This window comes from Bradyrhizobium sp. CB1015 (assembly GCF_025200925.1).
Taxonomy (GTDB): Bacteria; Pseudomonadota; Alphaproteobacteria; order Rhizobiales; family Xanthobacteraceae; genus Bradyrhizobium.
In genome coordinates this window covers 4,402,837-4,428,237 of sequence record NZ_CP104174.1, presented here as the reverse complement: position 1 = coordinate 4,428,237, position 25,401 = coordinate 4,402,837, and the positions used below count along the sequence as shown (strand labels likewise).

Genomic DNA, 25,401 nt, shown 5'->3' with positions numbered 1-25,401 from the left:
CCAAAAATTCCGGAGGAAGGAAAATGGCGTTGATGCGTCGGCAGTCCCTGGTCAAGTTCGATGCGCCCTTGTGCGAGACCATCGTCGACACGCCGAAGCCTCAAGGGCGCGAAGTGCTGGTCCGCATCGAGCGCTGCGGCCTCTGCCACTCCGATCTCCACATCCAGGACGGCTATGCCGATCTCGGCGGCGGCAAGAAGCTCGACACCACGCGCGGCATGACGCTGCCCTTCACGCTCGGCCACGAAATCGCCGGCGTCGTCGACGAGGTCGGCCCCGACGTTCCCTCCAGCCTCGTCGGCGCCAAGAAGGCGGTGTTTCCGTGGATCGGCTGCGGCCAGTGCCGCGATTGCGCCAATGGCGACGAGAACCTTTGTGTGAAGCAGCGCTTCCTCGGCGTCTCCATCGACGGCGGCTTCGCCACCCACGTGCTGGTCCCAGACGCCAAATATCTGCTCGACTACGATCCCCTGCCCGTCAACCAGGCCGCGACCTTGATGTGCTCCGGCGTCACCGCCTATGGCGCGCTCAAGCGCCTGGTCGACCGTCCGCGGCAGCGCAATTTGTTGCTGATCGGTCTCGGCGGCGTCGGCATGATGGGCCTGTCGTTCGCGCAGGCGATGTTCAAGCAGCCGATCACGGTCGCCGACCTTTCACCGGCTGCGCGCGACACCGCACTCAAGAACGGTGCAGCGGTGGCCTACGATCCCGCCGAGCCCGACGTGATCAGGCGCATCCTGAAAAAGACCGAGGGCGGCTTCGACGAGATCGTCGATTTCGCCGGCAACGAGAAGTCGATGGCCTTTGCCGTCGCGGTTGCCGCGCGCGGCGGCAAGATCGTGGTGTCCGGCCTGATGGGCGGCCAGTTTACGCTGCCGATGGTGCAATGGGTCTATAAGCGCATGACCATCGAAGGTTTCATGGTCGGCACGCTGGCCGAGGCCCACGAGCTGATGGCGCTCGCCCGCGCCGGCAAGATCAAGCCGACGCCGATGCGCGAGGAGCCGATGGGCGACGTGCAGAAATGGATCGACGAACTGCGCGCCGGCAAGGTTGTCGGTCGCATCGTGCTGAAGAACTGACTGCGGCGCGGCGGATCCGACGCAAGTCTCGCCCGCCGCAGGGAACGCCTGCGGCCGCGCCGCGTTGGCTGCGCATGTCGATCCGTTGCACCGTCGAAAGCGCATTCTTCATCGCCTGGAGCTGCCTGGAGAAGAGCGGCGAGCTCGGCCCACCGGACGCGAGCGCGAACTTCCTGCTCGACGCCATCGAGGCCCAGCTTCGAGCCGGCGAACGCCGGCCGCTGATGCTCGCCAACAGGGCGATCGACGCGTACCGCGCGGCTGCGGCGGAGGCCAATGCCGCCGCCAGACGTGAAGCGCGCCTTGGATGATGCCCGACAGCGATCGCTGCGCGCGCAGCTGACATCGTTGCGTCGGCGGCGTTGTTGCCCTCCCGCGCCGACGCGCCTCACGCAGGCGGCGGCGATTGCTGCTTCAGATGCAGATAGGCCGGACTGAAATCGCCGAGCCGCTGCAGCTCGCGCCATTTCAGCACGACCAGCTCGCCGTCACGAAGATCCATTGCGCCGCTGCGCCTGAGATCGGCGAGCGTCCGGTTCACCGTCGCGATCGCCATGCCGAGCGTCTCGCCGAGTTGCGCGAGGCTGATCGGCATGCGGCAGCGATTGCCGCGGACCAGCTGCGCCGCGCGGGCGCGGTAGAACAGCTCGCAAAACAGGTGCGCCATGCGCGCCTGCATCGACCGGGCGCTGTTGTTGGTGATGGCCTCGCGAAAGATCGCGGCATCGCGCAGCGTCTCGCGCCAGACGGCGAGCCCGAAGGCCGGCCGCCGCCGGAACGCGATGAACAATTCGCGGTGCGGGATGAACGCGACCGATGCCGGCCCGAGCGCACTGAGCCCGTGATCCATCTGGTCGATGAACAGCCCCTGCGCGTCCGGAAGATCGCCGGTGAGATGGAACGCCAGATATTGCCGCCGCCCGCTGCCGAGCAGGTGATAGCGGGCAACCATGCCGGAAACGACCAAAGCGGAATGCTCGGGTTCGTCGCCTTGACGGATGAAATCCTCGTTGGGCGCAAAATCGCGCAGCAACAAGGTCAGCGCGCGAATCTCGGCCATGTCCTCCTCTGCGAGCGCGGTGTGCTCGCCGAGGTTCCGTATCAGCACGTTGTGAGCTTTTTCCATGGGGCGCCAATAATCGCGCCGGTTCTATCAAATGATACGTCCGGCTTGCGTTCAGCGGACTAGAACGCCGATCGGAAGCACAGGTTGCTAATCGGCCTGCGACGCACCGATCGCAGCCACACCAATCCCCCCGATTTCGGACCGAGCCGGCCTTCTTATGAAAAGTACCACTCTCCTGGAGCGCATCCGCCGCCTGTTCGAATCCGATGCGGGCGAGCATCTGGACAGCATCAGCGATGCCTTGCTGAAGGGAACGCTGAGGGAGCCGGTCCAGCCGATGTCGGATCAGGAGCTCGCCCGCGCCATCCGCGAGTTCCGATCCGCGCCGGTTTCCGACTGGACGCTTGCGAAACTGTCGCGTCGCTTGGCCGAGGCGCCGGTGCCGCGGGACCGCTGAAGCGGCACGCGAGGCTCATGCCGCATCCGAAGTTCATCGCCCGTCTCCAGGCGATCGAAGGCCTGTCCGAGGACGAGCGCCGACAGATCGCGGGCTTGCCGTCCACGCTGCGCCAGGTCGCGGATGGCGAGATCGTGCTGCGCCAGGGCGAGGCCGCGACCCGCTGCGTCTTCGTCGTCAGCGGCTTTCTTTACCAGTCGCGCATCGTCGGCGATCGCAGCCAGACCCTCGCCTTCCACGTACCCGGCGACATGCCGTGCCTGCACACGCTGCTGGTCTCGCCGATGGACGCGGACCTCGTGGGGCTCGGCCCGACCATCGTCGGCACCGTCGCCCACAGCCAGCTCCGCCAGTTGCTCGACAGCTCGATCCACCTGACCCGCGCCTTCTGGCGCGCGACGCTGATCGACGCCGCGGTCTCGCGGCAATGGATCGCCCGCCTCGGCGCGCAGGCGGCGCTGCCCAAGGTCGCGCACCTCATCTGCGAGCTGGCCGCAAGGCTGGCGGTCGTCGGCCTCGTCAAAGGGAACAGTTTCCAGATGCCGATGACGCAACGTCACGTCGCTGACGCCTGCGGACTGTCGATCGTCCACGTCAATCGCACCATCCAGGAGCTGAGGCATCGCGGGTTGATCGCCTGGGAAAGCAGCGAGATCGAGCTGCTCCAGCCCGACGAGCTGCGGAGACTGGCGGATTTCACGCCGGACTATCTGAGCTGAGCGGAACGGATGAACGTGCGATCTGGCCGGGGCGCACGACGCGCTACCCTGCCCGTCGCGACTTTGTCCGCCACGCGGCGAGTAGCGGCCCGCCGCTCCCCAGCACGGGATCCGTCTTGGGCTTGCGGACCTTGGCAATGCGCTTGACCGCGTCAGAATGCTGGCGCGTGTCGGTGCATTCGTCATAGGTGCCGCCCTGCGGGTAGGCTCCGACGGCCAGAAAGTCCCGGCTGGAGTCGATCAGCCGGTGGCCGGTGCCCGCGGGAAGGACCAGAACGTCGCCGGCTTTCACATTCAGGATGCGGCCTTTGATTCCGCCGCACTCGATCCTCGCCGCACCGCGCGCCACACCCATTACTTCATGGATCTGCGAATGATAGTGGACGAAGTCGTACACGGTGTCGCGCCACGACCGGCCCCAGCCATTCGTGTCGAACAGCGTGTCGATGACGACCTCGGGCGGAAAGCGCCGACCGTTCAGCTTCACCGCCCCGCGATACAGCAGCGCCGGGAGGAGCGGATTGTTCGGCACGATGCCATCGTCGCGAAAGTGCATGGCGGTCGGCTTGCGGGCCCGCACCAGCGCCCGCAGCGTTGCCGCATCGGGCTGCTCCTCCACCAGCTTCTTGGCGAAATTCTTGATCTGATCCTTGACCGGCATGACGCCTCCTCAGCCGCGAAATAACGGCTGCGGAGGTGAGAAGTTTCCGGGCCCTCTCGGAGCAGGGCTCGAAAGGGCCTCCTCAGATCATCATGACGCCGCGTTGGAACGGCGCGTCAACCTTTGCCGGCAATCAGCTCGGCAAACTGCCGCAGATAGAGCGGCCAACCCTGATCACTATCAACGCCGCTGCGGACGCCTTCCCAGCCTTCGCCATGCCGATCGAAGTGACGGTGCTCCAGCTCCAAGCGGGTCCGGCTTGCTGTCTCCGCAATGAACCGGACCTCCCATTCACTGGTCTTGGCGGGATCGGTTTCGATTTGCCAGCGCGGGCTGATGTCCCAGCTCAAGAGGACTCGATTGGGTGGTTCAAACGCCAGCACACGCGCCCAGCGGCATTCGCTGCCGTCGATCCCCCGATCATAGATGCTTCCGCCCACCCGAGGCTCGAATACAGTCTCCGCAATGGGGACGGCGAGTAGATTGTGCTCGCGCGGCTTGAAGCTGCCGAAGTCTTCGGTGAAGACCTTGAACGCGCGCTCGATCGGCGCCTCGACGACGATGGAATGTTTTACGGGCGCAACCGACACACGTGTATTCATTTGGGTCCCTCCGGTGGTTTCTCGACGGCTAACTTGTAAGCGGCCAGCGTGTCGCTCCAGAACCGGTCGAGCCACGCGCGCATCTGGCCGAGCCCCGCTGGATCGATGTGATAGACGTTGCTGGCCCCCTTCGGCTCTGCGCGAACCAAGCGAGATTCGCGCAGCACCTTCAGATGCTGTGAAACGGCCGACTGGGACACCGTCAGCTGTCGCGTGATCTCAGCGACCGTGCGTGGCCGTGCACCGACAAGCTCGAAGATCCGCCTGCGGGTCGGATCGCCGAGAGCAGCCAGTTGTGCGCTGTCTTTAGCCATAGCCACTCACCGCCCGATGCCGGCCAGATCTTCCGATCTGCAACTTGCCCCACATTTCCTGGCATCATTAGTTATAGCTAATGATTAGTGCAAACTAATGATCGTTGTCAATTGTTGGCGGCGACTGGAGAAGAGGCAATGTCAAAGCTGCCAAGCCATGGAGGGGGAAGGCCGAGCCTTCGGCGAACCCGTGATCCATCCCGTGCGGCGGAACCTGGAGCTCGACCAAGCAGTAAGGGAAAAAGCCTGATTTCGCGGCGGAACGAACGGCGCGCAGGCCCGATTCAAGCCACATCCTCTCCGGATTTGCGGCTCATTGCCACCCAAGTCTTTGATGACAAAGGGGTGGTAAAGAGTTGCGTCATGCGTAACCGGGAGACCAGGATGGGCAACCGCGCCGCAAAGTTCATTTCGACCCTCGTCGCCAGCATCCTTGCTGGCGCGCCACTGGCCGCGGTATCGCAGAACGCGCCTCCGCCATCGAGCACGGCCAACGCGGCGCCCGACTGCCTGGCTTCGCCGAAGGATGCCGCGCCGCAGGGCCAGCACTGGTACTACCGCCTCGATCGCACGACGAAGCGCAAATGCTGGTATCTGCGCGCCGCCGGTGAGAAGGAGAGCGCGAGGACCGCGCAGGCCGCCCCGGCCGGCAGCGATGCACCGACCGCGGATGCGCCGGCGCCGCAGCAGAACCCGGTGCAGGACGCGCGCGCCGAATATCTGACGCCGCGCGGCACTGCTGCTGCCAAGACGGCAAACGTTCCGATGCAAGCCGCTGCTGCGACACCGGTGCAACAATCCGCGGATCAGGCCGCTGACGGCAACACGCAGCAACCCGCTGGCGCCGCGCCCTGGCCCGATGTCTCCACAGCATCCGCTCCACCCGCGTCGCCGCCGGCACCGACCGTTGTCGCAGCGGCCGCGCAGCCGAGCGCAAAGCCGGCGAAATCCTCCTCGCCCGTGGCGCTCGCTGCGGCAGACAACAGCACGACTGACAAGCCGACCGGCTCGCTGCAGATGCTGCTGCTCGTGATCGGCGGCGCGCTCGCGCTCGCCGGAATCCTGGCGAGCCTGATCTACCGCTTCGCCGGCGCGCGCGTCCGCCTCCGGTCGGCGGACCGTCACGGACGTTGGGACGATTGGCAGGCGCAGAACCAGGACGGAAGCCGTGCGCCCTGGCGCGATTCAATGCCGGCCGCCGCCCAGCCGCCGCGCCCGATCGACTTCGATGCGGCACGTCCGCAACCGACAAGACAAGTGACGAAACTTGCCGCGATCGGTCGCGAGATCGAGCTGATCGACGCGCGCAGGCAACGTGCCGCCGCTCCGGCCGCAGAGCCCGTCGAGACCAGAAGCAACAAGGTCGAGAACGAGATGGTCGAGAAGATATTCCAGCCCGTCGCCGCAGCGCCCAAGCTCGGCGCCGGCGAGATCGGCAAGGCTAACGATGACGCGCCGGCAGGTCGTGACGCCGATGCCGTCGACGTCGACGTCGACGGCATCACGACGATGCTGGAACAGCTGGCCAAGCAAGGGCCGCGCCTGTCGCGGCCTAACCTTGAAGCTGACCTTGCAAACTTCGAACGAAGCCTACGAGGCCGATCCGCCGCTCGCGCTTGAGGCGCTCGGCCTTGAGGATCGACTGCACCTCGGCGAAAGCCTCGTCGACCGCGTGGTTGATCACGATGTAGTCGTACTCGGCCCAGTGACTCATCTCGTCGCTGGCGCGGCTCATGCGCTTGCGGATCACCTCGTCGGAATCCTGCGCGCGCGAGTGCAGGCGCTTCTCGAGGTCGGCCGCCGAGGGCGGCAGGATGAAGACGCTGACGACGTCGGCGCGCGCCTTCTGCTTCAATTGCTGAGTCCCTTGCCAGTCGATGTCGAACAGCACATCCTGGCCTGCCGACAGCGCCGCCTCGACGGGTCCGCGCGGCGTGCCGTAGCTGTTGTCGAACACGGTCGCCCATTCCAGGAGTTCGTCGGCCTTGACCATCGCGTCGAACGTCGCCTTGTCGACGAACGTATAATCCTTGCCGTTGACCTCACCCGGGCGCATCGGCCGCGTGGTCGCCGAGACCGACATTTTGAGGCCGGGCATCCGCTCGATCAAAAGACGCGACAGCGTCGTCTTGCCCGCACCTGATGGCGAGGACAGCACGAACATCAATCCGCGCCGTTCGACACCGTCAGTTCCGTGACCGCCCGTCGTCATCGATCACTCCAGATTCTGCACCTGCTCGCGGAACTGCTCGACCACGTTCTTCATGGCGAGGCCCGTATTGGTCAGCTCGATATCGTTCGACTTCGAGCAGCAGGTGTTGACCTCGCGGTGAAACTCCTGCGCCAGGAAGTCGAGCTTGCGGCCGATCGGGCCGCCCTTGCCGATCAGCTCGCGCGCCTGCGCGATGTGCGAGGCGATGCGGTCGAGCTCCTCGCGGATGTCGGCCTTGGTCGCGATCAGGATCGCCTCCTGCATCAGGCGGTCGGAATCGAAGCGGTCGGACGTGTCGAGCAGCGCTGCGATTTGCTCAGAGAGCTTCGCCTTGATCGCCTCCGGCTTGCGGCCGGGCGCGGCTTCCGCTTTCTTTGCCAGCTGCTCGATCTCGTCGACGCGCTGGGTCAGGATCTGGCCGAGCGACGTGCCCTCGCGCTTGCGCATCGCGACGAGCTCGTCGAGCGCCTTGTCGAAGGCCTCGGCGGCAGCGGCGCGCGCGGCCTTGTCCTCCGCCTCGTCGCCCTCGGGCTCGGCGACCTCGACGACGCCCTTGATGGCGAGCAGGCCGTCGATGCTCGGCGCCACCGCGTCGACCTTCCCCGAGATCAGCGCGGCAGCCTTTAGCACGGCGTTGAGCACGTCCTCGTTGACGCGCACCGTGGTGGCGGCGTTGGTGCGCTTGACGTTGAGATTGGCGTAGACGGTGCCGCGCGAGAGCAGCTCGCCGGCGCGCTTCTTGGCGTGGGACTCGAGCTCGTCGAACCCCTGCGGCAGCCGCACGCGCAAGTCAAAGCCCTTGGCGTTGACCGACTTCAACTCCCATTCGAACGTGTACGGCCCGCTCGCGCCGTGGCTTCTCGCAAAGCCGGTCATGGACGACAGCGCCATCAGTTCAGATTCTCCAGGAACACGGGATTCGCGAGGCCATCAAGCCACGCGAATCTTAAGACTATTTTGCCGGAAAGTGGAATGCGCAATGCCCGCCAGCTGGTCTGCGCGCGGGCTCAGCGCTGGACCACCGGCGGTGACGGCTGCACCGCGCCCTGCCGGGCCGGTGCGGGATTGGCGGGACCAGCCGGGCGTGCCGCTGGCGGCTTCTTCTGCTGATTGGGCCGTGCCGGCGTGGTCGCGGTCGGCGCGTCGGCGGCGCCAGGCCCGGCAGCCGCCGGCGGCTGCGCGTCCTCGGCCGGCTCGACCGTGTCGTTCTGGATCTGCTTCTCCATCGCGCGGAGCTTGGCGACGTTCTTCTGGTGCGCGTCGTAGGTTTCGGTGAAGGCGTGCCCGCCGGTGCCGTCGGCGACGAAATAGAGGTCGCGGGTGCGGGCCGGGTTGGCGGCGGCTTCCAGCGAGGCGCGGCCCGGATTGGAGATCGGGCCCGGCGGCAGGCCCTCGATCACATAGGTGTTGTAGGGCGAGGGCTGCGTGATCTCGCTGCGCTTGATCGGCCGGCCCAGCGTGCCTTTGCCGCCGACGAGGCCGTAGATGATGGTCGGATCGGACTGCAGCTTGATCCGCTGCTTCAAACGGTTGACGAACACCGCGGCAACGCGGCTGCGCTCGTCCGGCTTGCCGGTTTCCTTCTCAATGATGGACGCCAGCGTGACCAGCTGCTCCGGCGTCTTGACCGGAATGTCCGGATTGCGGCGTTCCCAGATCTCCGTCAGCACGCGCTTGTGCGCCTGCTGCATGCGCTGGACCACCTGCTCGCGCGGCGTGCCGCGCGGGAATTTGTAGGTCTCCGGGAGCAGCGTGCCTTCGCGCGGCAGCTCGCGCACGCTGCCGGTGAAGATGTCGTTGTCGGACAGCCGCGCCACGATCTGCTCGGAGGTCAGCCCTTCCGGTATCGTGACGGCGTGCTGCACCACTTTGCCCTCGACGATGGTGGCGATGACGTCGCGCAGCGAGGCGCTCTTCTGGAACGAATACTCACCCGGCTTGAGGTCAGAGCTCGCCTTCAACGCGGCGACACTGGCGATGAACACCCAGGGATTGACGTCGGTCACGCCTTCCCGGTTCAGCGTCTCGGCGATGTCGCGCTTGCCCGCACGCTGCGGGATGTTGACGATCTTGTCCTCCTTCAGCGGTCCGGGCGCCTCGAGCACCTGGCGGCCGTAATAATAGACGCCGCCGGCGCCGAGCATGGCGATCAGCAGAAGGGTGATGATGGCGTTGCCGACGATGACGAGCGGATTGCGCGCACGGTCCGACCGCTTGGGCGGCGGCGGGAGTTGCTCGGGCTCGAGCGCGGCCCGCGGACTCCGGGGTGAAATGGGCGGCCTTTCACTCATCGAAACAACCTGAATCCTGCCGGTTCAATCGCGGCCCGACAATCGCTTGCCCTGCCAAAAACGCACGCGCCCACGTCCATGACTATCGCCGAATACGGCAAAACGGTGGATTCGTCTCAAACACAAACTAATGGACCAGGCGCCGGACGATCACCGACGCATTGGTACCGCCAAAACCAAAAGAGTTCGACAACGCGACGTTGACCTCACGCTGCTTTGCCTTGTGCGGCACGAGATCGATCGCAGTCTCGACCGACGGATTGTTAAGATTGATCGTCGGCGGCACGACATTATCGCGAATCGCCAGAATCGCGAAGATCGCTTCGATCGCACCGGCCGCACCGAGCAGATGGCCGGTCGACGACTTGGTCGAGGACATCGCCACTTTGGAAGCGGCGTTGCCGAGCAGACGTTCGACCGCACCGAGCTCGATCTCGTCGCCGAGCGGCGTCGAGGTCCCGTGCGCGTTGATGTAGTCGAGATCGGACGGCGTCAGCCCGGCGCGCTTGAGCGCGGCCGACATGCTGCGGAAGCCGCCATCGCCATCGGGCGACGGCGACGTGATGTGATAGGCATCGCCCGAAAGACCGTAGCCGATCACCTCGGCATAGATCTTCGCGCCGCGGCGCCTGGCGTGCTCCAGCTCTTCCAGCACGAGGACGCCGGCGCCCTCGCCCATCACGAAGCCGTCACGGTCCTTGTCGTAGGGACGCGAGGCCTTCTCGGGCGTCTCGTTGAAACCGGTCGAGAGCGCGCGCGCGGCGTTGAAGCCGGCAATGCCGATGCGGCTGATCGGCGACTCGGCGCCGCCCGCGACCATCACGTCGGCATCGCCGAGCGCGATCAGGCGGGCGGCATCGCCGACCGCATGCGCGCCGGTCGAGCAGGCGGTGACCACCGAATGGTTCGGTCCCTTGAGGCCGTGCGCGATCGAGACGTAGCCGGAGGCGAGATTGATCAGGCGGCCGGGAATGAAGAACGGCGACACCCGGCGCGGTCCGCGCTCCTTCAGCAGGATCGCGGTGTCGGCGATGCCGTTGAGGCCGCCGATGCCGGAGCCGATCATGGTGCCGGTCGCACACTTGTCCTCTTCGGTCTCGGGATGCCAGTTGGCGTCGTCGAGCGCCTGGCCGGCCGCGGCCATGCCGAAGATGATGAAGTCGTCGACCTTGCGCTGGTCCTTCGGCTCCATCCATCTGTCCGGATTGAAGCTGTCGTTCGAGCCGTCGCCGCGCACGACCGTGCAGGCGATCTTGGTCTGCAGATCGGAGACATCGAAGCTCTCGATCCTGCGCGCACCGCTTTCGCCGTTGAGGATGCGCTTCCAGGTCGGCTCGACGCCACAGCCGAGTGGCGAGACCATGCCGAGACCCGTGACGACAACCCGCCTCATATCCGAAAACTCCGCATCGAAAGAATCACGGCCAATAACAAGAAACCGGCTGGCCGCTGCGAAGCGGCCCGTCCGGTTTCAATGTTGTCCCCGCGAAAATGAAGAGCGTTAGCTCTTCGCGTTCTTCTCGAGAAACTTCGTGGCGTCGCCGACGGTGAGAATCGTTTCCGCAGCGTCGTCCGGAATCTCGCAACCGAATTCCTCTTCGAACGCCATCACCAGCTCGACGGTATCCAGACTGTCGGCGCCGAGGTCGTCGATGAAGCTCGCGTTGTCGACAACCTTCTCGGGTTCAACACCAAGGTGTTCGACCACGATCTTCTTAACCCGCTCGCCAATGTCACTCATTGCTTAACCTCGTGTTGTTCCCTGTAGACCCGACCCCCCGGGACGATACGAGCCGTCGTGGTCGTTTGACTGCCTTCGCTTACGAACTTGATTTGGCCCATCCTAACCGATGGAGGCCCCGGCGAACGACGGCCAAAGGCTCCGCATCGCCAATATACAGGGTTTCAAAAACCTGCAATGGCGTTCTTTGCCCATCCGTTGAAGGTCCGGTTATCATACTTCAATTGCCTTGACTACAAGCCTCATTTCGCTCCGGAAACGGCCGTTTGCCGCATGCCGCACCGCCGTGACAGGCGTGCGCGGCACGAGGCGTCAGATCATGGCCATGCCGCCGTTGACGTGGATGGTTTGCCCGGTGACATAGGCTGCTTCGTTCGAGCTCAGATAGACGGCGGCCGCCGCGATGTCCTCGGGCGTCCCCAGGCGGGCGGCCGGAACCTTGGTCAGAATCGTTTCGCGCTGCTTGTCGTTGAGCGCATCGGTCATCGGCGTCTTGATGAAGCCGGGCGCGATGCAGTTCGCGGTCACGCCACGCTTGGCGTATTCGGCCCCTAACGTCTTGATCATGCCGATCAGGCCGGCCTTCGACGCAGTATAATTGCCCTGCCCGGGATTGCCGGTGACGCCGACCACCGAGGTGATGGCGACGATGCGGCCGAAGCGCTTGCGCATCATCAGCTTGGTCGCGGCGCGCGCCAGGCGGAAGGTCGCGGTCAGATTGACGTTGATGACCTCGTCCCAGTCCTCGTCGCGAAGCTGCACGAAGAGATTGTCGCGCGTGATGCCGGCATTGGCGATGAGAATGTCGACCTGGCCCATGGCCGCTTCCGCAGCCGGCACCAGCGCCTCGACCTCATCGGCCTTGGAGAGATTGCAGGGCAGCACGTGGGCGCGCTCGCCGAGCTTACCGGCAAGCTCCTCCAGCACCTCCTTGCGCGTCCCTGATATGGCGACGGTGGCGCCCTGCGCGTGCAGCGCCTGCGCGATCGCGCCGCCGATGCCGCCGGTCGCGCCGGTGACGAGCGCCTTTCGGCCAGTCAGATCGAACATGATGACTCCTTTAAGCCTGCTTCGCAGCGGCCAATGCATCCTTGGCGGCGGCAATATCGTTCGGGCCGCCGACCGCAATGCCGACGGCGCCGTCCGCGATGCGCTTGACGAGACCCGTCAGCACCTTGCCGGCGCCGATCTCGAAGAAGCGGGTGACGCCCTGCCCGGCCATATAAGCCACCGACTCGCGCCAGCGCACCGTGCCGGTGACCTGCTCGACCAGCCGGCGGCGGATCTCGTCGGGATCGGTGATGGCGCTTGCCAGCACGTTCGACACGAGCGGCGCGGCCGGCGCCTTGATCGTGACCTTCGACAGCGCCTCCGCCATGGCATCCGCTGCGGGCTGCATCAGCTTGCAATGGAACGGGGCGGACACCGGCAGCAGCATCGCGCGCTTGGCGCCCTTGGCCTTGGCGATCTCGACGGCGCGATCGACCGCGGCCTTGTCGCCGGAGACGACGACCTGCCCGCCGCCATTGTCGTTGGCGGCCTGACAGACCTGCCCCTGCGCCGCCTCGCCCGCGACCTCCATGGCGGCCTCGTAGTCGAGACCGAGCAGCGCGGCCATCGCGCCGGCGCCGACCGGGACGGCCTTTTGCATTGCGAGACCACGGGTGCGAAGCAGGCGCGCGGTATCCGACACCGTCAGGCTGCCGGCCGCCGCCAGCGCCGAATATTCACCCAGCGAGTGGCCGGCGACGAAGGCCGCGGCTCGTCCCACGGAAAAACCAGCCTCAGCCTCGAGCACGCGCAAGGTCGCGATAGACACCGCCATCAGCGCCGGCTGGGCGTTCTCGGTGAGCTGGAGGGTTTCGGCCGGACCTTCCCAGATAATAGCCGTCAGTTTCTCTCCAAGCGCGGCATCGACCTCGTCGAACACGGCGCGCGCCACCGGAAAGGCGTCGGCCAGGGCCTTGCCCATGCCGACCGCCTGGGAACCCTGCCCAGGAAATGTGAATGCAGCCGTCATCGGCGCTCCCTGCTTGTCAGGCATGATCCCTATTCTGAACCGGCAGCCGATTACGCGCGGCCTTGGTCCGCGGTTCCTTGGGCCATGGTTCCGGATCATGCTCCAAAGGGGGCCGTAGACACCGTCCGGGGCCGCACTGTCAAGCCGAGACGGGAACTTGGAGCAGCATTCAACGCGGAATGAGCCCCCTCAAAACCCGCCGGCGGTCTGGTTGGCGTCGACCTTCACCCCCGACTGCGCACGGCGCGCGCTGTTCACCAATTGACCCGGCCGATCCTCGTGGTTCGGCTTTGCCGTGGCCAGCCTGAGCACCGCGGCGTAGCCCGGCTGCACTTCCATGCGGCCGGCGTACCGGCTCGCACTCAGCAGCCGATGCACCTTCGGTAAATTGTAGCAGGGCACATAGAACAAGAGATGATGCTCGAGGTGATAGTTCACGTAATACGGTGCGATGAACAGGCGCTCGAGAAAATTGGCATGCGTCGTGCGGGTGTTGCGCAAGGGGTCGCTGCTGTCGGGGACGACGGCGTGCTCGGCGATGTTGCGGATGCGCGTGATGACCATCATCCAGGTCAATAGCGGCACCAGCCAGAGCAGCGGATAGGCCCACCACACGCCGGCCGCGGCGAGCGTCATAAACATGATCGCATTGACCACGCATTGCGGGCCGAGCATCTCCCAGAAATGCCCCGCACGCTGCCGCCATGGCCAGTCCTTTGGCCCGAGCGCGTTGAGCAGCTGCGCCTTGCGCTGCTGGTAACCGGTCTGCCCGGTGATGTCGCGGATGAACTTGCGGCGATAGCTCAGCCTGGTGATCGGAAATGGCGCCGACAGCACGAGATCGGGGTCGTCCTCCTGCTGGGTGCGCGCATGGTGCTGAAGGTGGTAGCGCCGGTAGCTGCGCGTCTCCGCAAACAGCGGATAGGCGCAGAACCACTGGCTCAGCGCCAGATTGGTTTTCTCGTCGGGCGACAGGCAGCCATGCGCGCCGTCATGCATCAGGATCGCTAGCCCAAGCTGGCGCGAGCCGATGATGGCGACAGCGAGAATATAGGTGAATGGGTTGGGCCACCACGCGACCAGCGCGATGGCGCCAATGATCAGCGCCCAGGCGCGCGCGATCAGCGCGGCGCCCTTCCACGTCGCGCGTTGACGTATCTCGGCCAGTTGATCATCGGTCAGGAAATCGCGGGCACGCATGCGAAGCGCGGTCATGGCCTAACCCTCTCCATTCGAATTGTCGGATGCCTCGCGCGCCTCGACGAGACGCAAGCGCCCAATGTCTTCAGTGGATTTCGCCTGCTCGCCCAGCACGCGCAGCATCTCGGCGCAGAGCGCCTCGGGCGAACGGCCCATCGCATAGCCTTCGAGAATGACGCCTACGGCGACCGCCCAGAAGCGCCGCGAGCTTTCGTCGGGCGCGCGCAGCGAGCGCCAGCCGTGCCGCTCGACCTGCCCCGCATAAGCGCGCGTACCCTCGCTGTGCAGGCGCTCGATGGTGCGCTCCACCAGTGGCGCGAGATCCTGCCGACGCCGCGTCAGCGTCAGCGCCTCGGCGAAGAAGGTTACCGAATCGCTCGCGGTCACGGTCTCGGCCAGCGCGCGGGTATATTCCCCGGGCGTGCGCGCCTTCAGCGCGGCCTGCTCGGTGGCCCGCGCCAGGTACAACAGATCGCGGCAGGCGCATTCGACGAACAGCGCCTCCTTGGTGCGGAAGTAATAGGTGATCTGGCTCGGGAACGCGTTCGCGGCGGCCGCGATATCGGTGATCGCCGTGCCGGACAGCCCCCGCTCCCGGAACAGCGGGCTCGCAGCATCCAGCAGCAGCGACCGCATCTTGCGGCCGGCCGAGCGCGTCGCGCGCGCGGCGTGCTTGTGGTCGCCCGCCGCTCCGAGCGGCGCATCGGCCGACGTTTCCGCCATGGGACCTCTCCGCTGATCTATTTGTATGTCATACAAACAAATAGATCAAGCCGAATTTTGGTATTGGAGGATGGGTCTGGCTGCCGTCAGAGGAACGGATCCAGCTCGGCTTGAAAATACCCTCCAACCTTGCAAAGCCGGGCAAAATCCGTATAAGGCGCTCATCCGCAGACCCCGGCCGGGAGCTGAACGGACGGTCTCAGCAAATCATTCGTGATTTTGGTGTGGCAGGGCCAGTCGGCCCGTCGTCCCGTGTTTCCGCCTTCTGAGCTTGATCCCAGAGTCCTTTCCGAAGGCCTCTTAAGGGTTTGACGCCGGGCGATGCGCCAACATGAGGAAAGGACGACCATGCCTCTTTACGAGCATGTTTTTCTCGCGCGTCAGGACGCGAGCCCGCAGCAGGTCGAAGAGCTGACTGCGCAGATGACCGGTATCGTCGAAGGTCTCGGCGGCAAGATCACCAAGACCGAGAATTGGGGCGTGCGCTCCCTCACCTACCGCATGAACAAGAACCGCAAGGCGCACTTCGTGCTGCTCAACATCGACGCGCCGTCCGCGGCGATCGCCGAGATCGAGCGCCAGGAGCGCATCAGCGAGGACGTCATCCGCTATCTCAGCGTCCGCGTCGAGGAGCTCGAGGAAGGCCCGTCCGCGATGATGCGCAAGGCCGATCGCGACCGCGAGCGTGACGACCGTGGCGGCGGCTTCCGCGGTGAGCGCGAAGGCGGCTTCCGTGGCGACCGCGAGGGCGGTTTCCGCGGCGATCGCGGCCCGCGCCGCCCGCGTGAGGAAGCTGAAAACACGGATGGGGAGTAAGAATCATGGCTGAAGCTGGTGCACGCCGCCCGTTTTTCCGTCGTCGCAAGAGCTGCCCGTTCACGGGCGCCAATGCTCCAAAGATCGACTACAAGGACTCCAAGCTCTTGATGCGTTACGTCTCCGAGCGCGGCAAGATCGTGCCGAGCCGCATCACCGCGGTGTCCGCGAAGAAGCAGCGTGAGCTCGCCCGCGCCATCAAGCGCGCGCGCTTCCTGGGCCTGTTGCCCTACGTCATTCGCTGATACGACCAATTCGACCGGCGGACGTTGCGCCGCCGGTCGCGACTTTTCGAACTCATAAGGCTTCCGGTCGTCCGGTCGCCGATGGTTGGGGCAAACGACGCCTCTAACCGCTCGAAGGGAGCGGGACAGCTGATGATGGCTTTTGGACTGATAGCCCTGATCGCCGGCACTGCGTCGGCCCTGATGTTCGCCTCGATCATTTCGGGCGCGCTGATCTCGCTCGTCCTGTTCTATCTCGCTCCGCTCCCTCTGATGGTCGCGGCGATCGGCTGGGGCCCACTTTGCGCGAGCCTCGGCGGCATCGTTGCCGCGATCGGCCTTGGCGCCCTGTTCGGCCTGCCCTACTGCATCGCCTTCGCCGTCACCGTCGCATTGCCGGCGTGGTGGCTTGGCCATCTCGTCCTGCTCGGGCGGCAGGTGGGAAGCACAGCGCCCGCCACCGGCACCGCGCCCGCCGCGGAGCCGGACATCGAGTGGTACCCGGTCGGCCGCATCCTGCTCTGGATCGCAGGCTTCGCCACGCTGACCACGATGGCCGCTCTGCTCACGCTTGGGACCGACGCGGAGACCATCACCGGCACGTTGCGCCGCGGCCTGATGCGCGTCCTGCGCGCCACCGACCCGCAAACTTCGGGCGAAGCCAGTCAGTTCGTCGACGCGCTGGTGCGCATCGCACCGGCCGCCGCCACCATCGCTGCGACCATGACGCTGACTCTCAACCTCTGGCTCAGCGCCAAGGTGACCGCGACATCGGGCCGGCTGCGCCGCCCCTGGCCGGATCTCAAGTCCACCGAGCTGCCGCAGATGACGCTGGTGGTGCTGTGCATCTCGCTCGCCTTCTGCTTCACCGGTGGGCTGCTTGCCATCGTGGCGCAGATCGCCACTGCCGCGCTGCTGATGAGCTATGCGCTGGCCGGTTTCGCCGTGCTGCATACGCTGACGCTCGCGCTGAACGGCCGCACGTTCTGGCTCGGCTCGACCTACGCCGCCGTCGTCGTGTTCGGATGGCCCGTGATCGCGATGGTGATCCTCGGGCTTGCGGATGCCGTGTTCGGCTTGCGCGAGCGCTTCCTGCGCAGCCGGCAGCCGCCACCACTGCCTACCCCTTGAGTTCAACCCCGAAACTGAAACCTTAGAGAGCACTTCAAAAGGAGAACGAATATGGAAGTCATTTTGCTGGAACGCGTCAACAAGCTCGGCCAGATGGGCGAAGTCGTGAAGGTTCGCGACGGCTACGCCCGCAATTTCCTGCTCAAGCGCGGCAAGGCGCTGCGCGCCACCGCCGACAACCGGGCCAAGTACGACGGCATGAAGGCCGAGCTCGAAGCGCGCAACCTCAAGGCCAAGGGCGAAGCGTCCAAGGTCGCCGAGAAGATCGAGGGCAAGAACATCATCGTGATCCGCCAGGCCTCCGAGGCCGGCCAGCTGTTCGGCTCGGTCACGGTGCGCGACATCGTCATGGCGTTCGAAACCGACGGCGTCCATCTCGACCGCCCGCAGGTGCAGCTCGACGCGCCGATCAAGACCATCGGCAAGCACACGGTCACCGTTGCCGTTCACCCCGAGGTCGAGGTCGAGATCACCGTGACGGTCGCGCGCAGCCAGGACGAGGCCGAGCGCATCAACCGCGGCGAGGACATCTCGACCCGCAACGAGGATCGCGACGCGGCCGCCGAGGCGATCGCCGCCGCCGGCGAGTTCTTCGATCCGGAAGCCCAGCACGACGACGTCGCGCCGGCACCGGCTGCGGAAGAGAAGTAACTCCAATGTCGTCATTCCGGGATGGTCCGAAGGACCAGACCCGGTATCTCGAGATTCCGGACTCTCGCTTCGCATCGCCCCGGAATGACGAGATATGGATCAGCCCGGCTGCCTCACGCGGCCGGGCTTTTCGCTTTCGCAGCGACGTCTTCGCTCAACATCGCAATCGAGGCCAGCGCCGTTGCCGTGTGCTTCTCGACGCCGTCGCTGACGCAGAACACGTCGGCCGCGACCACGGCGACCTGGCGGCCGGGCTTGATCACCCGGGCGCGGCAGATCAGCTTCTCGCCGGCCGCGGGCGACAACAGATTGAGCTTGTATTCCGCCGTCAGCGCCGGCTGGCCGCGCGACGTGGCGGCTGCGATCGTCGTGGCGTTGTCGACCAGGAAGGCGGTGACGCCGCCGTGGAAGAAGCCGTGCTGCTGTAACAGCTCCGGCCGGCGCTCCACGGCGATGGTGCAGTTGCCGCGCGACAATTCGGAGAGCTCGGCGCCGACCAGGTTCATGAAACCCTGCCGGCCGACATTGGCGTGGATGCGCTCGGCAATCGGCGCAAATTCCGGATCAGCTTCGGCCCGCATGCGGTCTCCCCTTATTGCTTGTTGATGCGATCGAACGGCCTCAGCGCACGATTGGCGCAGGCGATCAGCGTGTCCGCCTCGATGCGCGGATCTGTGCGGTCGCGCCCCGACAGGAAGGCGCGGCAGAAGATCTGCGCCGGACCGATCAGCTGGCTGATGAACATCACCGGCGTCATCGGCAGAAGTTCGCCGCTTGCGACCAGCGGCGCGCGCCAGCGCTCGATGCCTTCGGCAAGCCGCGCATTCTGCGCCCGCTGGGCCTCACGCACGTCCTCGCTCCATTCGCTGCGCGAGATCTCGAAGAGGTAGCGCGCCTCGCGCCGGCTGGTGACGACCCAATCGAGATGCGCCCGGATCAGGCGATCGATGCCCTGTTCCGCGTCGGGGACGGGATCGAGCGCGGCCAGGACCGCGGCGTGATAGTGCCGCAGAACCTCCAGAAACAATGCACCGGCGAGCTCCTTCTTCGAGCCGAAGACGTGGAAGAAGCTGCCGTTGGAGGCGCGCGCCCGGGTGCGGATCGCGGCCACCGTCGCGGCCTCGAAGCCGACGCGGTCGAACACCATCAGCCCGGCTGTCAACAGATCGTCTCGCACGCTCGCTGCCATCGAAGCCTCCTGGAGTGTTACTCTAGAGTAATACTCCAGAAGAGGTCAACACGACGCGGAGGCCGGCTTTCAAGACGGCCTCCGCATGTCCGTTTAAGGACGGTAAGGGAGTTAGCGCGAGATCGGCGGTGCCGGCGGACCGGAGGACTCGGCCGGCGCCGCAGGCGGGGTTGCAGCGGTCGCGGGCGGGGCCGGCTGTGGCCTGGCCACTGGCTCGGAGCTGGCTGCGGGCGCGGCCGGCCTGGAAGCAGCCTCTTCCGCCGGCTTTGGCGCCGCCGGCTCGGCAGGCTTGGCGGCGGCAGGTGCAGCCGGCGTCACCTGCGGGACCGGGTCGGGTCGCGATGCCGGAGCGTCGCTGCGCGGCTCGACCTTCGCGGTATCAGGCTTGGCCTCGACCGGCTTCTCCGATGCCTTGCCGCTGTCGGGCTCGGCCTTGGCGCTGTCAGGCCTGACGGCCTCCGGCTTCGGCTCGCTCTTCTTGTCGTCGGCCGCCGGTGCAGCGGCATCGACCTTCGGGGCTTCCTCGGTCCCAGGCTTGGCGCGCCGCTTGCCTTTGCGTGCCTCGGGCGCGGCCTGTCCCTCCGGTCTCGCGCCGTCCTCGGCCGACCGTGCGGCACGCTTCTGGCGCGTGCCCTCGGCGGCCGGAGTGGCGCCCTCGCCCTCAGGCCTGGCGGCCTCCTGCGCACGCTGGCGTCGGCCTTGTTGCTCAGGCGAGGCACCGTCCTTCTTGGCGTCCTTGGCCTGGTAGCGGGTGTCGGTGGCCCCGTTGGAGACCAGGTAGGCAGAGAGGACGCCCGCCATGTCCGAGCTCGTGGTGTAGTGCTGGCGCAGGAAACCCGGCAGCGAGCCGGGCGACACGGACTTCAGCAGTCCGCGCGGGCTCTTGTGGCAGGCATTGCAGGTCTGCGCGAACAGCTGGGACGGGGTCTTGCCGGCCTCGAGGTTCGTCGCCTGCGCAAGAACGGAATCGGCTGCACCGAAGCCAATCAGAAGCATCACCGTCGCGAGGCTGAGCGCTCGGCTCGACATTCCCATGATCTCCGTTGAATTTTACTGCGAAGCAGCCGGCATCCGGCGCGGCGGCGGTCACCTTTTAACCGATTGAGCCGCGAATGGAAGCAGGTCCCCGCGCAAGGATGTGGTTAAGCGGTTTTCGAATATCTACTTTGAATACAGTGCAATAGCGCGGCCGGAACCGGCTCGCTAGATTTAGATGCAAACGCATAGGAACCGCTGCGGCGCCTGGGCGTCAGATATGAAGGCCGGGTTAGTCGCATCTTTCGGGTTCGCTCGAGAGGAGTGCCGATGGACCGTCTGTTGCGTCGATTCCTGTCTCAATTCATCCGCCGCGGGTCGCTGACGGTGACCAGCGCCAGCGGATCGAAGTTCACCGTCGGCGACGGCTCCGGAGAGCCGGTCGCGGTCCGCTTCGTCACCGCGGACGCCGAGCGGAAGGTCCTCATCAATCCCGAGCTGGGGCTGGGCGAGGCCTACATGAACGGCGAGTTCGTGGTCGAGCGCGGCAGCATAGCGGATGCCCTCGCGATCCTGCTCGATCAACCCGACCTATTGCCGCAATGGGCAAAGCCATGGTGGCACCTGCGCTACCTGACGCGGCACCTCAAGCAGTTCAATCCCCGCCCCCGCTCCCGTCAAAACGTCGCGCATCATTACGATCTCGACGGCCGGCTCTATTCGCTGTTTCTCGATGCCGACAAGCAATACAGCTGCGCCTATTTCGAGACGCCCGAGATGTCGCTGGACGACGCGCAGCTTGCCAAGAAACGGCACATTGCCGCGAAGCTTCTCGTCAGGGACGGCCAGCGCGTGCTCGACATCGGCTCCGGCTGGGGCGGCCTCGGGCTCTATCTCGCCGAGATTGCGGGCGCCGATGTCACGGGCGTCACGCTGTCGACCGAGCAGCTGCAGGTCGCCAATGCGCGCGCCGCCGAGAAGGGCCTGTCCGGCTCGGCCAGATTCCTGCTCCAGGATTATCGCGACGTCGACGGTACGTTCGACCGCATCGTCTCCGTCGGCATGTTCGAGCATGTCGGGGCAAGGTTCTACGACGCCTACTTCCAGCGCTGCGCCGAACTGCTGAAGGAAGACGGCGTCATGCTGCTGCATTCGATCGGCCGTTCGCAGGGCCCGGATTCGACCAATCCCTGGATTGCCAAATATATCTTCCCCGGCGGCTACATCCCCGCCCTGTCCGAGGTGCTGCCGGCGATCGAGCGCGCGGGCCTGCTGGTCTGCGACATCGAGATTCTGCGCCTGCACTACGCCGAGACGCTGAAGGCCTGGCGGGAGCGCTTCATGGCGCGGCGCGAGGAAGCCGTGCAGCTCTACGACGAGCGCTTCGCGTTGATGTGGGAATTCTACCTGGCGGCCTGCGAGATGACGTTCCGCAAGCAAGCCATGATGAACCTCCAGATCCAGCTCACCCGTCGCCAGGGGGTGGTGCCGATGACCCGCGACTATATCCCGCGGGAGGAAGCCCGGCTGCGTGCGCGGGAGGGCGCGGCCATGCCGAGGCTCAAGCTGGCTGGTGAATAGGGTCCGGATGCTAAAGCGCAATGCGATTGGGATGAATCGTCATCACGCTTCAGGTTATTGTTTGAGCATGATCTTTCGGAAAACCACACTTTTCCGGATCATGCTCTAGTGACGAAGCGTCGAAATCCCGGACGCCCGGAAAGAAGCCGTTAACGCCAATTGCGCCCGCAATTCCAGCAGGATTTCGGGTGCGACCGGCTGGCGACGCACCTCGGGCCGCTCCGCGTGCTTCATGGCCGCGATCAGCCCCGACAGCCAAAGCCGGCTGGCTGCCTCGCTTCGCCAGTTCTGGTGCTGCCGTTCTGGCTGCATCGCTCGCCTCGTATCCCTGTCGGCGGGGAATGAGATAACCCCCCGCCCGTCCGCCTGTTCCGGCATGACCCCCGAAAGAATCCGGGGAGATGTGATCTGTTTCACATAAGTCCGGTCGGGCCTGGCTTAGACCGTCGCCATGAGCAAAGAGACCCAAACCTCATTCGACGTGCAGGACGACCTCCGCACCGATTACGCCCTGATCGTCACCGGCGTTGGGGCGGCCCTGGTTGCGCTGGTCTACCTCCTGCTGGTCTGAAGCCGAGCCGAATCCGGCCCGCGTGCGTCATTTCGCGCGCCTCTCCATAGGTCTGCGCGCCAGCCGACAGGGTTCATGGGTTTGAGGATTTTTCCATGGCGCGACCGCCGCCCCTTTGGGACGAGCGAGTTCGGCGAAAATCCAGTCAAGCGCGGCGCATGCTGCGGCTGCCAATCATCCACCATTTTAACTGAGCGGTTGATAGCGGTCAGCTTTTGCTTCCGCTTTGACCTGCGGCGGCGCTTTATCCCGGCCCCGCATCCGCCCAAGAAAATTGCTAAGCACGTCCGACCATGGCACTGACTGATTCGAACGTTCTCAAACTCGCGCCCGATGCCGGAACTCCCGCCTATCGGAGCGCGCCGCACAATATCGAGGCGGAACAGAGCCTTCTGGGCGCGATCCTGGTCAACAACGACGCCTTCTACCGCGTCTCCGACTTTCTGGAGGCGAAGCATTTTTTCGAGCCGCTGCACCAGACCATCTTCGAGACCGCCGGCAGCCTGATCCGGATGGGCAAGATCGCCACCCCGGTCACGCTGAAGACGTTCCTGCCCGCCGATACCGATGTGGGCGGCATGACCATCGGCCAATATCTGGCGCGGCTTGCGGCCGAAGCCACCACCATCATCAACGCCCAGGATTATGGCCGGACCATCTACGATCTGTCGTTGCGCCGCGACCTGATCGGCATCGGCGAGGACATGGTCAACGTCGCCTATGACGCGCCGGTCGACTTTGCGCCGCGGGCGCAGATCGAGGACGCCGAGCGCCGCCTCTACGAGCTCGCCGAGTCCGGCCGCTACGACGGCGGCTTTCAGAAATTCTCGCAGGCCCTCACCGTCGCGGTCGATCTCGCGGCCAAGGCGTTCCAGCGCGACGGCAAGCTGTCGGGCATCTCGACGGGCCTGCGCGATCTCGACACCAAGATGGGCGGCCTGCAGCCCTCCGACCTCATCATCGTCGCGGGACGCCCCGGCATGGGCAAGACCTCGCTGGCGACCAACATCGCCTATAACGTCGCGCAAGCCTACGTGCCGGAGCTTCAGGCCGACGGAACCATGAAGGCCGCCAACGGCGGCGTGATCGGCTTCTTCTCCTGCGAAATGTCGGCCGACCAGCTCGCCACGCGTATCGTGGCCGAGCGCACCGGCATCCCCTCCTCCCACATCCGCCGCGGCGGCATTTCGGAGGCCGATTTCGAGAAGATCCGGCAGGTCTCGATCGAGCTGCAATCGCTGCCGTTCTACGTCGACGCCACCGGCGGCCTCTCGATCGCGCAGCTGATGGCGCGCGCACGCCGGCTCAAGCGTCAGAAGGGTCTCGATCTCCTGGTGATCGACTACATCCAGCTGCTCTCCGGCTCGGGCAAGCGCGCCAGCGACAGCCGCGTGCAGGAAATCACGGAGATCACGACCAGCCTGAAGGCCCTCGCCAAGGAGCTCAACGTTCCCGTGATCGCGCTGTCGCAGCTCTCGCGTCAGGTGGAATCGCGCGACGACAAGCGGCCGCAGCTGTCGGACCTGCGTGAATCCGGCTCGATCGAGCAGGACGCCGACGTCGTGCTGTTCGTGTTCCGCGAGGAATATTACCTCGCCATGAAGGAGCCGCGCCCCGGCACCGAAGAACATGCCAAATGGCAGGCCGACATGGAACGCACGGCGGGGCGCGCCGAAGTCATCATCGGCAAGCAGCGCCACGGTCCGACCGGCACCGTCGAGCTGCACTTCGATTCCTCGGTCACGCGCTTCGGCGATCTCGCGCATGACGGCCAGATCCCGGATCGCAGCGACTACTAGCTTGTTCCCCGGGTTGAACGGCGGCGGCCTCTTGCGTAAAACGGCGCCATGACAATGGCGTCCGCCCCGAAATCGATCCCGCAATCCGGCCCACTCTCCGCGGAGGCCAACCAGGCTGCCGCGCTCGCGGCCTATGGCGGCGTGCTGACCGTCGATCTCGACGCGATCATCGCCAATTGGCGCAAGCTCGAGAAGACGGCGGTGCCGGCCGAATGTTCGGCGGTGATCAAGGCCGACGCCTATGGCTGCGGCGCCGAGCAAGTGTCGCGAGCCCTGAGCAAAGCCGGTTGCAAGACCTTCTTCGTCGCCACCATCGAGGAAGCGCGCAAGGTGCGGGCCGCCGTTCCGGAGCCCACGATCTACGTGCTCGGCGGCTACTTCCAGAACACCGGCGAGCACTACGCCACGATCAATTGCCGTCCGGTGATCGGCGATCTCAACGAGCTCGCCGAATGGGACGTGTTCTGCCGCCGCACCGGCTGGAACGGGGGTGCTGCTATTCACATCGACACCGGCATGAACCGGCTCGGGCTGACGCTGTCGGAAGCGCAGGCCATCATCCCCCGCATCAATGCCGGCGATCACGGCATCACGCTGGTGATGAGCCATCTGGTCTCGGCCGAGCAGCTCAACAGCCCGATCAATGCCAGACAGCTCGCGGCCTTCCGCAGCATCGCCAGCGAGTTCACAGGCGTGCCGGCGGCGCTCGCCAACTCCTCCGGTATCTTCCTAGGCGCGCCCTTCCAGTTCGACCTGGTGCGGCCGGGAGCTGCGCTCTACGGCGTCAACCCGACGCCGGAGGCCGACAATCCGATGCAGCAGGTGGTCGACCTCAAGGCGCGCATCGTGCAGATCCGCACCATCGATCGCGGCGAGACCGTCGGCTATGGCGGCACCTGGACCGCGCGCCGGCCGACGAAACTGGCGATCATCGCGGTCGGCTATGCTGACGGCTATTTCCGCGCCGCCAGCTCCAATGACGGCACCCGTGGCGCCGAGGTCATCGTGGCCGGCAAGCGCTGCCCTGTCGCGGGCCGCATCTCCATGGACCTGATCGCGATCGACATCACCGATCTGCCGCCGAACGCGGTGCGGCGCGGCCACATGGTGACGCTGCTCGGCGAAGGCATCACCGTCGACGAGCTCGCGCACCATTTCGGCACGATCGGCTATGAGGTGCTGACCAGCCTCGGCCACCGCTATGCCCGCGTCTACAAGGGCGGCAATGTCGAGGAGCCGCTGACGAAGCCGGAGCCCGCGTCGAACGCCGGGCAGCCGCCCACCCCGCCGCCGATCGAGCAGCCGCCGGCGTTGCCGCCGCTGCCGAGCTAGACGACGCTCTCGTGACCCGGACGCAGTGCAGCGCTATGCCGGCG

29 protein-coding genes are annotated in these 25,401 nt (G+C 65.7%); 12 read left to right on the top strand and 17 right to left on the bottom strand.

Annotation, left to right across the window (positions count from 1 at the left end):
* Positions 1–23: 23 nt before the first annotated feature.
* A complete protein-coding gene (locus N2604_RS20370; RefSeq protein ID WP_260370048.1) occupies positions 24–1,082 on the top strand; it encodes an alcohol dehydrogenase in 1,059 nt (352 codons plus the stop codon).
* A gap of 74 nt (positions 1,083–1,156) precedes the next feature.
* Positions 1,157–1,393 (top strand): hypothetical protein, encoded by a 237-nt coding sequence (locus tag N2604_RS20365; RefSeq protein WP_260370047.1) that lies wholly within the window; start codon positions 1,157–1,159, stop codon positions 1,391–1,393.
* Positions 1,394–1,470: 77 nt separating this feature from the next.
* Here the strand turns inward: N2604_RS20365 and N2604_RS20360 are convergent, their stop codons facing one another.
* Entirely contained in the window at positions 1,471–2,208 is a 738-nt protein-coding gene (locus tag N2604_RS20360) for a Crp/Fnr family transcriptional regulator (RefSeq protein ID WP_260370046.1), read from the bottom strand.
* A 157-nt stretch (positions 2,209–2,365) separates the two neighbouring features.
* On the opposite strand from N2604_RS20360, the gene N2604_RS20355 reads away from it, so the two are divergent.
* Complete coding sequence (locus N2604_RS20355) at positions 2,366–2,605, top strand: hypothetical protein (protein ID WP_260370045.1); 240 nt, start codon at positions 2,366–2,368, stop codon at positions 2,603–2,605.
* A 17-nt stretch (positions 2,606–2,622) separates the two neighbouring features.
* Entirely contained in the window at positions 2,623–3,324 is a 702-nt protein-coding gene (locus N2604_RS20350) for a Crp/Fnr family transcriptional regulator (RefSeq protein WP_260370044.1), read from the top strand.
* A gap of 43 nt (positions 3,325–3,367) precedes the next feature.
* Here N2604_RS20350 and N2604_RS20345 read toward each other — a convergent pair whose 3' ends face one another.
* From N2604_RS20345 to N2604_RS20335, 3 genes are all read right to left on the bottom strand, one after another.
* Positions 3,368–3,985: a cupin gene (locus tag N2604_RS20345; protein WP_260370043.1), complete on the bottom strand. Its 618-nt coding sequence runs from the start codon at positions 3,983–3,985 to the stop codon at positions 3,368–3,370.
* Between the two features lie 116 nt (positions 3,986–4,101).
* Positions 4,102–4,587 (bottom strand): SRPBCC family protein, encoded by a 486-nt coding sequence (locus N2604_RS20340; protein WP_260370042.1) that lies wholly within the window; start codon positions 4,585–4,587, stop codon positions 4,102–4,104.
* Positions 4,584–4,901 carry a helix-turn-helix transcriptional regulator gene (locus tag N2604_RS20335; protein ID WP_260370041.1) on the bottom strand — a complete coding sequence of 106 codons (318 nt, stop codon included), beginning with the start codon at positions 4,899–4,901 and terminating at the stop codon, positions 4,584–4,586. The genes N2604_RS20340 and N2604_RS20335 overlap by 4 nt, the downstream gene beginning before the upstream one ends.
* 363 nt (positions 4,902–5,264) lie before the next feature.
* Here N2604_RS20335 and N2604_RS20330 point away from each other — a divergent pair, with 363 nt between their 5' ends.
* Complete coding sequence (locus N2604_RS20330; protein WP_260370040.1) at positions 5,265–6,521, top strand: hypothetical protein; 1,257 nt, start codon at positions 5,265–5,267, stop codon at positions 6,519–6,521.
* On the opposite strand, the gene gmk is transcribed toward N2604_RS20330, so the two are convergent.
* From gmk to N2604_RS20285, 9 genes are all read right to left on the bottom strand, one after another.
* Positions 6,454–7,113, bottom strand: coding sequence for a guanylate kinase (gene gmk / locus N2604_RS20325; RefSeq protein WP_172786453.1), 660 nt, complete (start codon positions 7,111–7,113; stop codon positions 6,454–6,456). The genes N2604_RS20330 and gmk overlap by 68 nt on opposite strands.
* A gap of 3 nt (positions 7,114–7,116) precedes the next feature.
* Positions 7,117–8,004: a YicC/YloC family endoribonuclease gene (locus tag N2604_RS20320; protein ID WP_260370039.1), complete on the bottom strand. Its 888-nt coding sequence runs from the start codon at positions 8,002–8,004 to the stop codon at positions 7,117–7,119.
* Positions 8,005–8,120: 116 nt separating this feature from the next.
* The gene (mltG, locus tag N2604_RS20315) at positions 8,121–9,404 is read right to left on the bottom strand and encodes an endolytic transglycosylase MltG (protein ID WP_260370038.1); all 1,284 of its coding nucleotides are present in this window, start codon (positions 9,402–9,404) and stop codon (positions 8,121–8,123) included.
* A 127-nt stretch (positions 9,405–9,531) separates the two neighbouring features.
* Positions 9,532–10,797 carry a beta-ketoacyl-ACP synthase II gene (fabF, locus tag N2604_RS20310; RefSeq protein WP_260370037.1) on the bottom strand — a complete coding sequence of 422 codons (1,266 nt, stop codon included), beginning with the start codon at positions 10,795–10,797 and terminating at the stop codon, positions 9,532–9,534.
* Between the two features lie 108 nt (positions 10,798–10,905).
* Entirely contained in the window at positions 10,906–11,145 is a 240-nt protein-coding gene (locus N2604_RS20305) for an acyl carrier protein (RefSeq protein ID WP_008551805.1), read from the bottom strand.
* A gap of 312 nt (positions 11,146–11,457) precedes the next feature.
* Positions 11,458–12,195 (bottom strand): 3-oxoacyl-[acyl-carrier-protein] reductase, encoded by a 738-nt coding sequence (fabG, locus tag N2604_RS20300; RefSeq protein ID WP_260370036.1) that lies wholly within the window; start codon positions 12,193–12,195, stop codon positions 11,458–11,460.
* Between the two features lie 10 nt (positions 12,196–12,205).
* Positions 12,206–13,165 (bottom strand): ACP S-malonyltransferase, encoded by a 960-nt coding sequence (gene fabD / locus N2604_RS20295; protein WP_260370035.1) that lies wholly within the window; start codon positions 13,163–13,165, stop codon positions 12,206–12,208.
* Between the two features lie 189 nt (positions 13,166–13,354).
* The gene (locus tag N2604_RS20290) at positions 13,355–14,380 is read right to left on the bottom strand and encodes a fatty acid desaturase family protein (RefSeq protein WP_260370034.1); all 1,026 of its coding nucleotides are present in this window, start codon (positions 14,378–14,380) and stop codon (positions 13,355–13,357) included.
* A gap of 3 nt (positions 14,381–14,383) precedes the next feature.
* Positions 14,384–15,088, bottom strand: coding sequence for a TetR/AcrR family transcriptional regulator C-terminal domain-containing protein (locus tag N2604_RS20285; protein ID WP_260370033.1), 705 nt, complete (start codon positions 15,086–15,088; stop codon positions 14,384–14,386).
* Positions 15,089–15,436: 348 nt separating this feature from the next.
* Here N2604_RS20285 and rpsF point away from each other — a divergent pair, with 348 nt between their 5' ends.
* The 4 genes from rpsF (at position 15,437) to rplI (ending at position 17,910) form a co-directional block, all read left to right on the top strand.
* Entirely contained in the window at positions 15,437–15,904 is a 468-nt protein-coding gene (gene rpsF / locus N2604_RS20280) for a 30S ribosomal protein S6 (protein ID WP_260370032.1), read from the top strand.
* 5 nt (positions 15,905–15,909) lie between these two features.
* Positions 15,910–16,149 (top strand): 30S ribosomal protein S18, encoded by a 240-nt coding sequence (gene rpsR, locus N2604_RS20275; RefSeq protein WP_007592020.1) that lies wholly within the window; start codon positions 15,910–15,912, stop codon positions 16,147–16,149.
* Positions 16,150–16,281: 132 nt separating this feature from the next.
* Positions 16,282–17,259: a DUF2232 domain-containing protein gene (locus N2604_RS20270; RefSeq protein WP_260370031.1), complete on the top strand. Its 978-nt coding sequence runs from the start codon at positions 16,282–16,284 to the stop codon at positions 17,257–17,259.
* Between the two features lie 51 nt (positions 17,260–17,310).
* Positions 17,311–17,910, top strand: a complete 600-nt coding sequence (rplI, locus tag N2604_RS20265) for a 50S ribosomal protein L9 (RefSeq protein WP_260370030.1) — start codon at positions 17,311–17,313, stop codon at positions 17,908–17,910.
* Positions 17,911–18,023: 113 nt separating this feature from the next.
* Here the strand turns inward: rplI and N2604_RS20260 are convergent, their stop codons facing one another.
* From N2604_RS20260 to N2604_RS20250, 3 genes are all read right to left on the bottom strand, one after another.
* Positions 18,024–18,491, bottom strand: a complete 468-nt coding sequence (locus tag N2604_RS20260; protein ID WP_260370029.1) for a PaaI family thioesterase — start codon at positions 18,489–18,491, stop codon at positions 18,024–18,026.
* Positions 18,492–18,502: 11 nt separating this feature from the next.
* Positions 18,503–19,099 (bottom strand): TetR/AcrR family transcriptional regulator, encoded by a 597-nt coding sequence (locus tag N2604_RS20255; RefSeq protein ID WP_260370028.1) that lies wholly within the window; start codon positions 19,097–19,099, stop codon positions 18,503–18,505.
* A gap of 111 nt (positions 19,100–19,210) precedes the next feature.
* On the bottom strand, positions 19,211–20,128 hold the full coding sequence (locus N2604_RS20250) for a hypothetical protein (protein WP_260370027.1): 918 nt from the start codon (positions 20,126–20,128) through the stop codon (positions 19,211–19,213).
* A 276-nt stretch (positions 20,129–20,404) separates the two neighbouring features.
* Here N2604_RS20250 and N2604_RS20245 point away from each other — a divergent pair, with 276 nt between their 5' ends.
* Positions 20,405–21,655: a cyclopropane-fatty-acyl-phospholipid synthase family protein gene (locus N2604_RS20245; RefSeq protein ID WP_260370026.1), complete on the top strand. Its 1,251-nt coding sequence runs from the start codon at positions 20,405–20,407 to the stop codon at positions 21,653–21,655.
* Positions 21,656–21,760: 105 nt separating this feature from the next.
* Here the strand turns inward: N2604_RS20245 and N2604_RS20240 are convergent, their stop codons facing one another.
* On the bottom strand, positions 21,761–21,967 hold the full coding sequence (locus tag N2604_RS20240; protein WP_260370025.1) for a transcriptional regulator: 207 nt from the start codon (positions 21,965–21,967) through the stop codon (positions 21,761–21,763).
* A 552-nt stretch (positions 21,968–22,519) separates the two neighbouring features.
* Between N2604_RS20240 and N2604_RS20235 the strand changes: the two genes are divergently transcribed.
* Both N2604_RS20235 and alr read left to right on the top strand, forming a co-directional pair.
* The gene (locus N2604_RS20235; RefSeq protein ID WP_260370024.1) at positions 22,520–24,025 is read left to right on the top strand and encodes a replicative DNA helicase; all 1,506 of its coding nucleotides are present in this window, start codon (positions 22,520–22,522) and stop codon (positions 24,023–24,025) included.
* Positions 24,026–24,079: 54 nt separating this feature from the next.
* Complete coding sequence (gene alr / locus N2604_RS20230) at positions 24,080–25,357, top strand: alanine racemase (RefSeq protein ID WP_260376259.1); 1,278 nt, start codon at positions 24,080–24,082, stop codon at positions 25,355–25,357.
* Positions 25,358–25,401: the final 44 nt, after the last annotated feature.

What these genes read in the sequence shown, in the direction of transcription:
- rpsF (WP_260370032.1), top strand. Translation starts at nt 15,437, where the DNA reads ATGCCTCTTTACGAGCATGTTTTTCTCGCGCGTCAGGACGCGAGCCCG.
- N2604_RS20365 (WP_260370047.1), top strand. Translation starts at nt 1,157, where the DNA reads ATGTCGATCCGTTGCACCGTCGAAAGCGCATTCTTCATCGCCTGGAGC.
- N2604_RS20240 (WP_260370025.1), bottom strand. Translation starts at nt 21,967, where the DNA reads ATGCAGCCAGAACGGCAGCACCAGAACTGGCGAAGCGAGGCAGCCAGC.
- fabF (WP_260370037.1), bottom strand. Translation starts at nt 10,797, where the DNA reads ATGAGGCGGGTTGTCGTCACGGGTCTCGGCATGGTCTCGCCACTCGGC.
- N2604_RS20250 (WP_260370027.1), bottom strand. Translation starts at nt 20,128, where the DNA reads ATGTCGAGCCGAGCGCTCAGCCTCGCGACGGTGATGCTTCTGATTGGC.
- N2604_RS20345 (WP_260370043.1), bottom strand. Translation starts at nt 3,985, where the DNA reads ATGCCGGTCAAGGATCAGATCAAGAATTTCGCCAAGAAGCTGGTGGAG.
- N2604_RS20305 (WP_008551805.1), bottom strand. Translation starts at nt 11,145, where the DNA reads ATGAGTGACATTGGCGAGCGGGTTAAGAAGATCGTGGTCGAACACCTT.
- rpsR (WP_007592020.1), top strand. Translation starts at nt 15,910, where the DNA reads ATGGCTGAAGCTGGTGCACGCCGCCCGTTTTTCCGTCGTCGCAAGAGC.
- N2604_RS20370 (WP_260370048.1), top strand. Translation starts at nt 24, where the DNA reads ATGGCGTTGATGCGTCGGCAGTCCCTGGTCAAGTTCGATGCGCCCTTG.
- rplI (WP_260370030.1), top strand. Translation starts at nt 17,311, where the DNA reads ATGGAAGTCATTTTGCTGGAACGCGTCAACAAGCTCGGCCAGATGGGC.
- N2604_RS20320 (WP_260370039.1), bottom strand. Translation starts at nt 8,004, where the DNA reads ATGGCGCTGTCGTCCATGACCGGCTTTGCGAGAAGCCACGGCGCGAGC.
- N2604_RS20255 (WP_260370028.1), bottom strand. Translation starts at nt 19,099, where the DNA reads ATGGCAGCGAGCGTGCGAGACGATCTGTTGACAGCCGGGCTGATGGTG.
- N2604_RS20260 (WP_260370029.1), bottom strand. Translation starts at nt 18,491, where the DNA reads ATGCGGGCCGAAGCTGATCCGGAATTTGCGCCGATTGCCGAGCGCATC.
- N2604_RS20340 (WP_260370042.1), bottom strand. Translation starts at nt 4,587, where the DNA reads ATGAATACACGTGTGTCGGTTGCGCCCGTAAAACATTCCATCGTCGTC.
- fabD (WP_260370035.1), bottom strand. Translation starts at nt 13,165, where the DNA reads ATGACGGCTGCATTCACATTTCCTGGGCAGGGTTCCCAGGCGGTCGGC.
- N2604_RS20245 (WP_260370026.1), top strand. Translation starts at nt 20,405, where the DNA reads ATGGACCGTCTGTTGCGTCGATTCCTGTCTCAATTCATCCGCCGCGGG.
- N2604_RS20335 (WP_260370041.1), bottom strand. Translation starts at nt 4,901, where the DNA reads ATGGCTAAAGACAGCGCACAACTGGCTGCTCTCGGCGATCCGACCCGC.
- N2604_RS20355 (WP_260370045.1), top strand. Translation starts at nt 2,366, where the DNA reads ATGAAAAGTACCACTCTCCTGGAGCGCATCCGCCGCCTGTTCGAATCC.
- N2604_RS20350 (WP_260370044.1), top strand. Translation starts at nt 2,623, where the DNA reads ATGCCGCATCCGAAGTTCATCGCCCGTCTCCAGGCGATCGAAGGCCTG.
- fabG (WP_260370036.1), bottom strand. Translation starts at nt 12,195, where the DNA reads ATGTTCGATCTGACTGGCCGAAAGGCGCTCGTCACCGGCGCGACCGGC.
- gmk (WP_172786453.1), bottom strand. Translation starts at nt 7,113, where the DNA reads ATGACGACGGGCGGTCACGGAACTGACGGTGTCGAACGGCGCGGATTG.
- N2604_RS20360 (WP_260370046.1), bottom strand. Translation starts at nt 2,208, where the DNA reads ATGGAAAAAGCTCACAACGTGCTGATACGGAACCTCGGCGAGCACACC.
- N2604_RS20290 (WP_260370034.1), bottom strand. Translation starts at nt 14,380, where the DNA reads ATGACCGCGCTTCGCATGCGTGCCCGCGATTTCCTGACCGATGATCAA.
- N2604_RS20330 (WP_260370040.1), top strand. Translation starts at nt 5,265, where the DNA reads ATGCGTAACCGGGAGACCAGGATGGGCAACCGCGCCGCAAAGTTCATT.
- N2604_RS20270 (WP_260370031.1), top strand. Translation starts at nt 16,282, where the DNA reads ATGATGGCTTTTGGACTGATAGCCCTGATCGCCGGCACTGCGTCGGCC.
- N2604_RS20285 (WP_260370033.1), bottom strand. Translation starts at nt 15,088, where the DNA reads ATGGCGGAAACGTCGGCCGATGCGCCGCTCGGAGCGGCGGGCGACCAC.
- N2604_RS20235 (WP_260370024.1), top strand. Translation starts at nt 22,520, where the DNA reads ATGGCACTGACTGATTCGAACGTTCTCAAACTCGCGCCCGATGCCGGA.
- alr (WP_260376259.1), top strand. Translation starts at nt 24,080, where the DNA reads ATGGCGTCCGCCCCGAAATCGATCCCGCAATCCGGCCCACTCTCCGCG.
- mltG (WP_260370038.1), bottom strand. Translation starts at nt 9,404, where the DNA reads ATGAGTGAAAGGCCGCCCATTTCACCCCGGAGTCCGCGGGCCGCGCTC.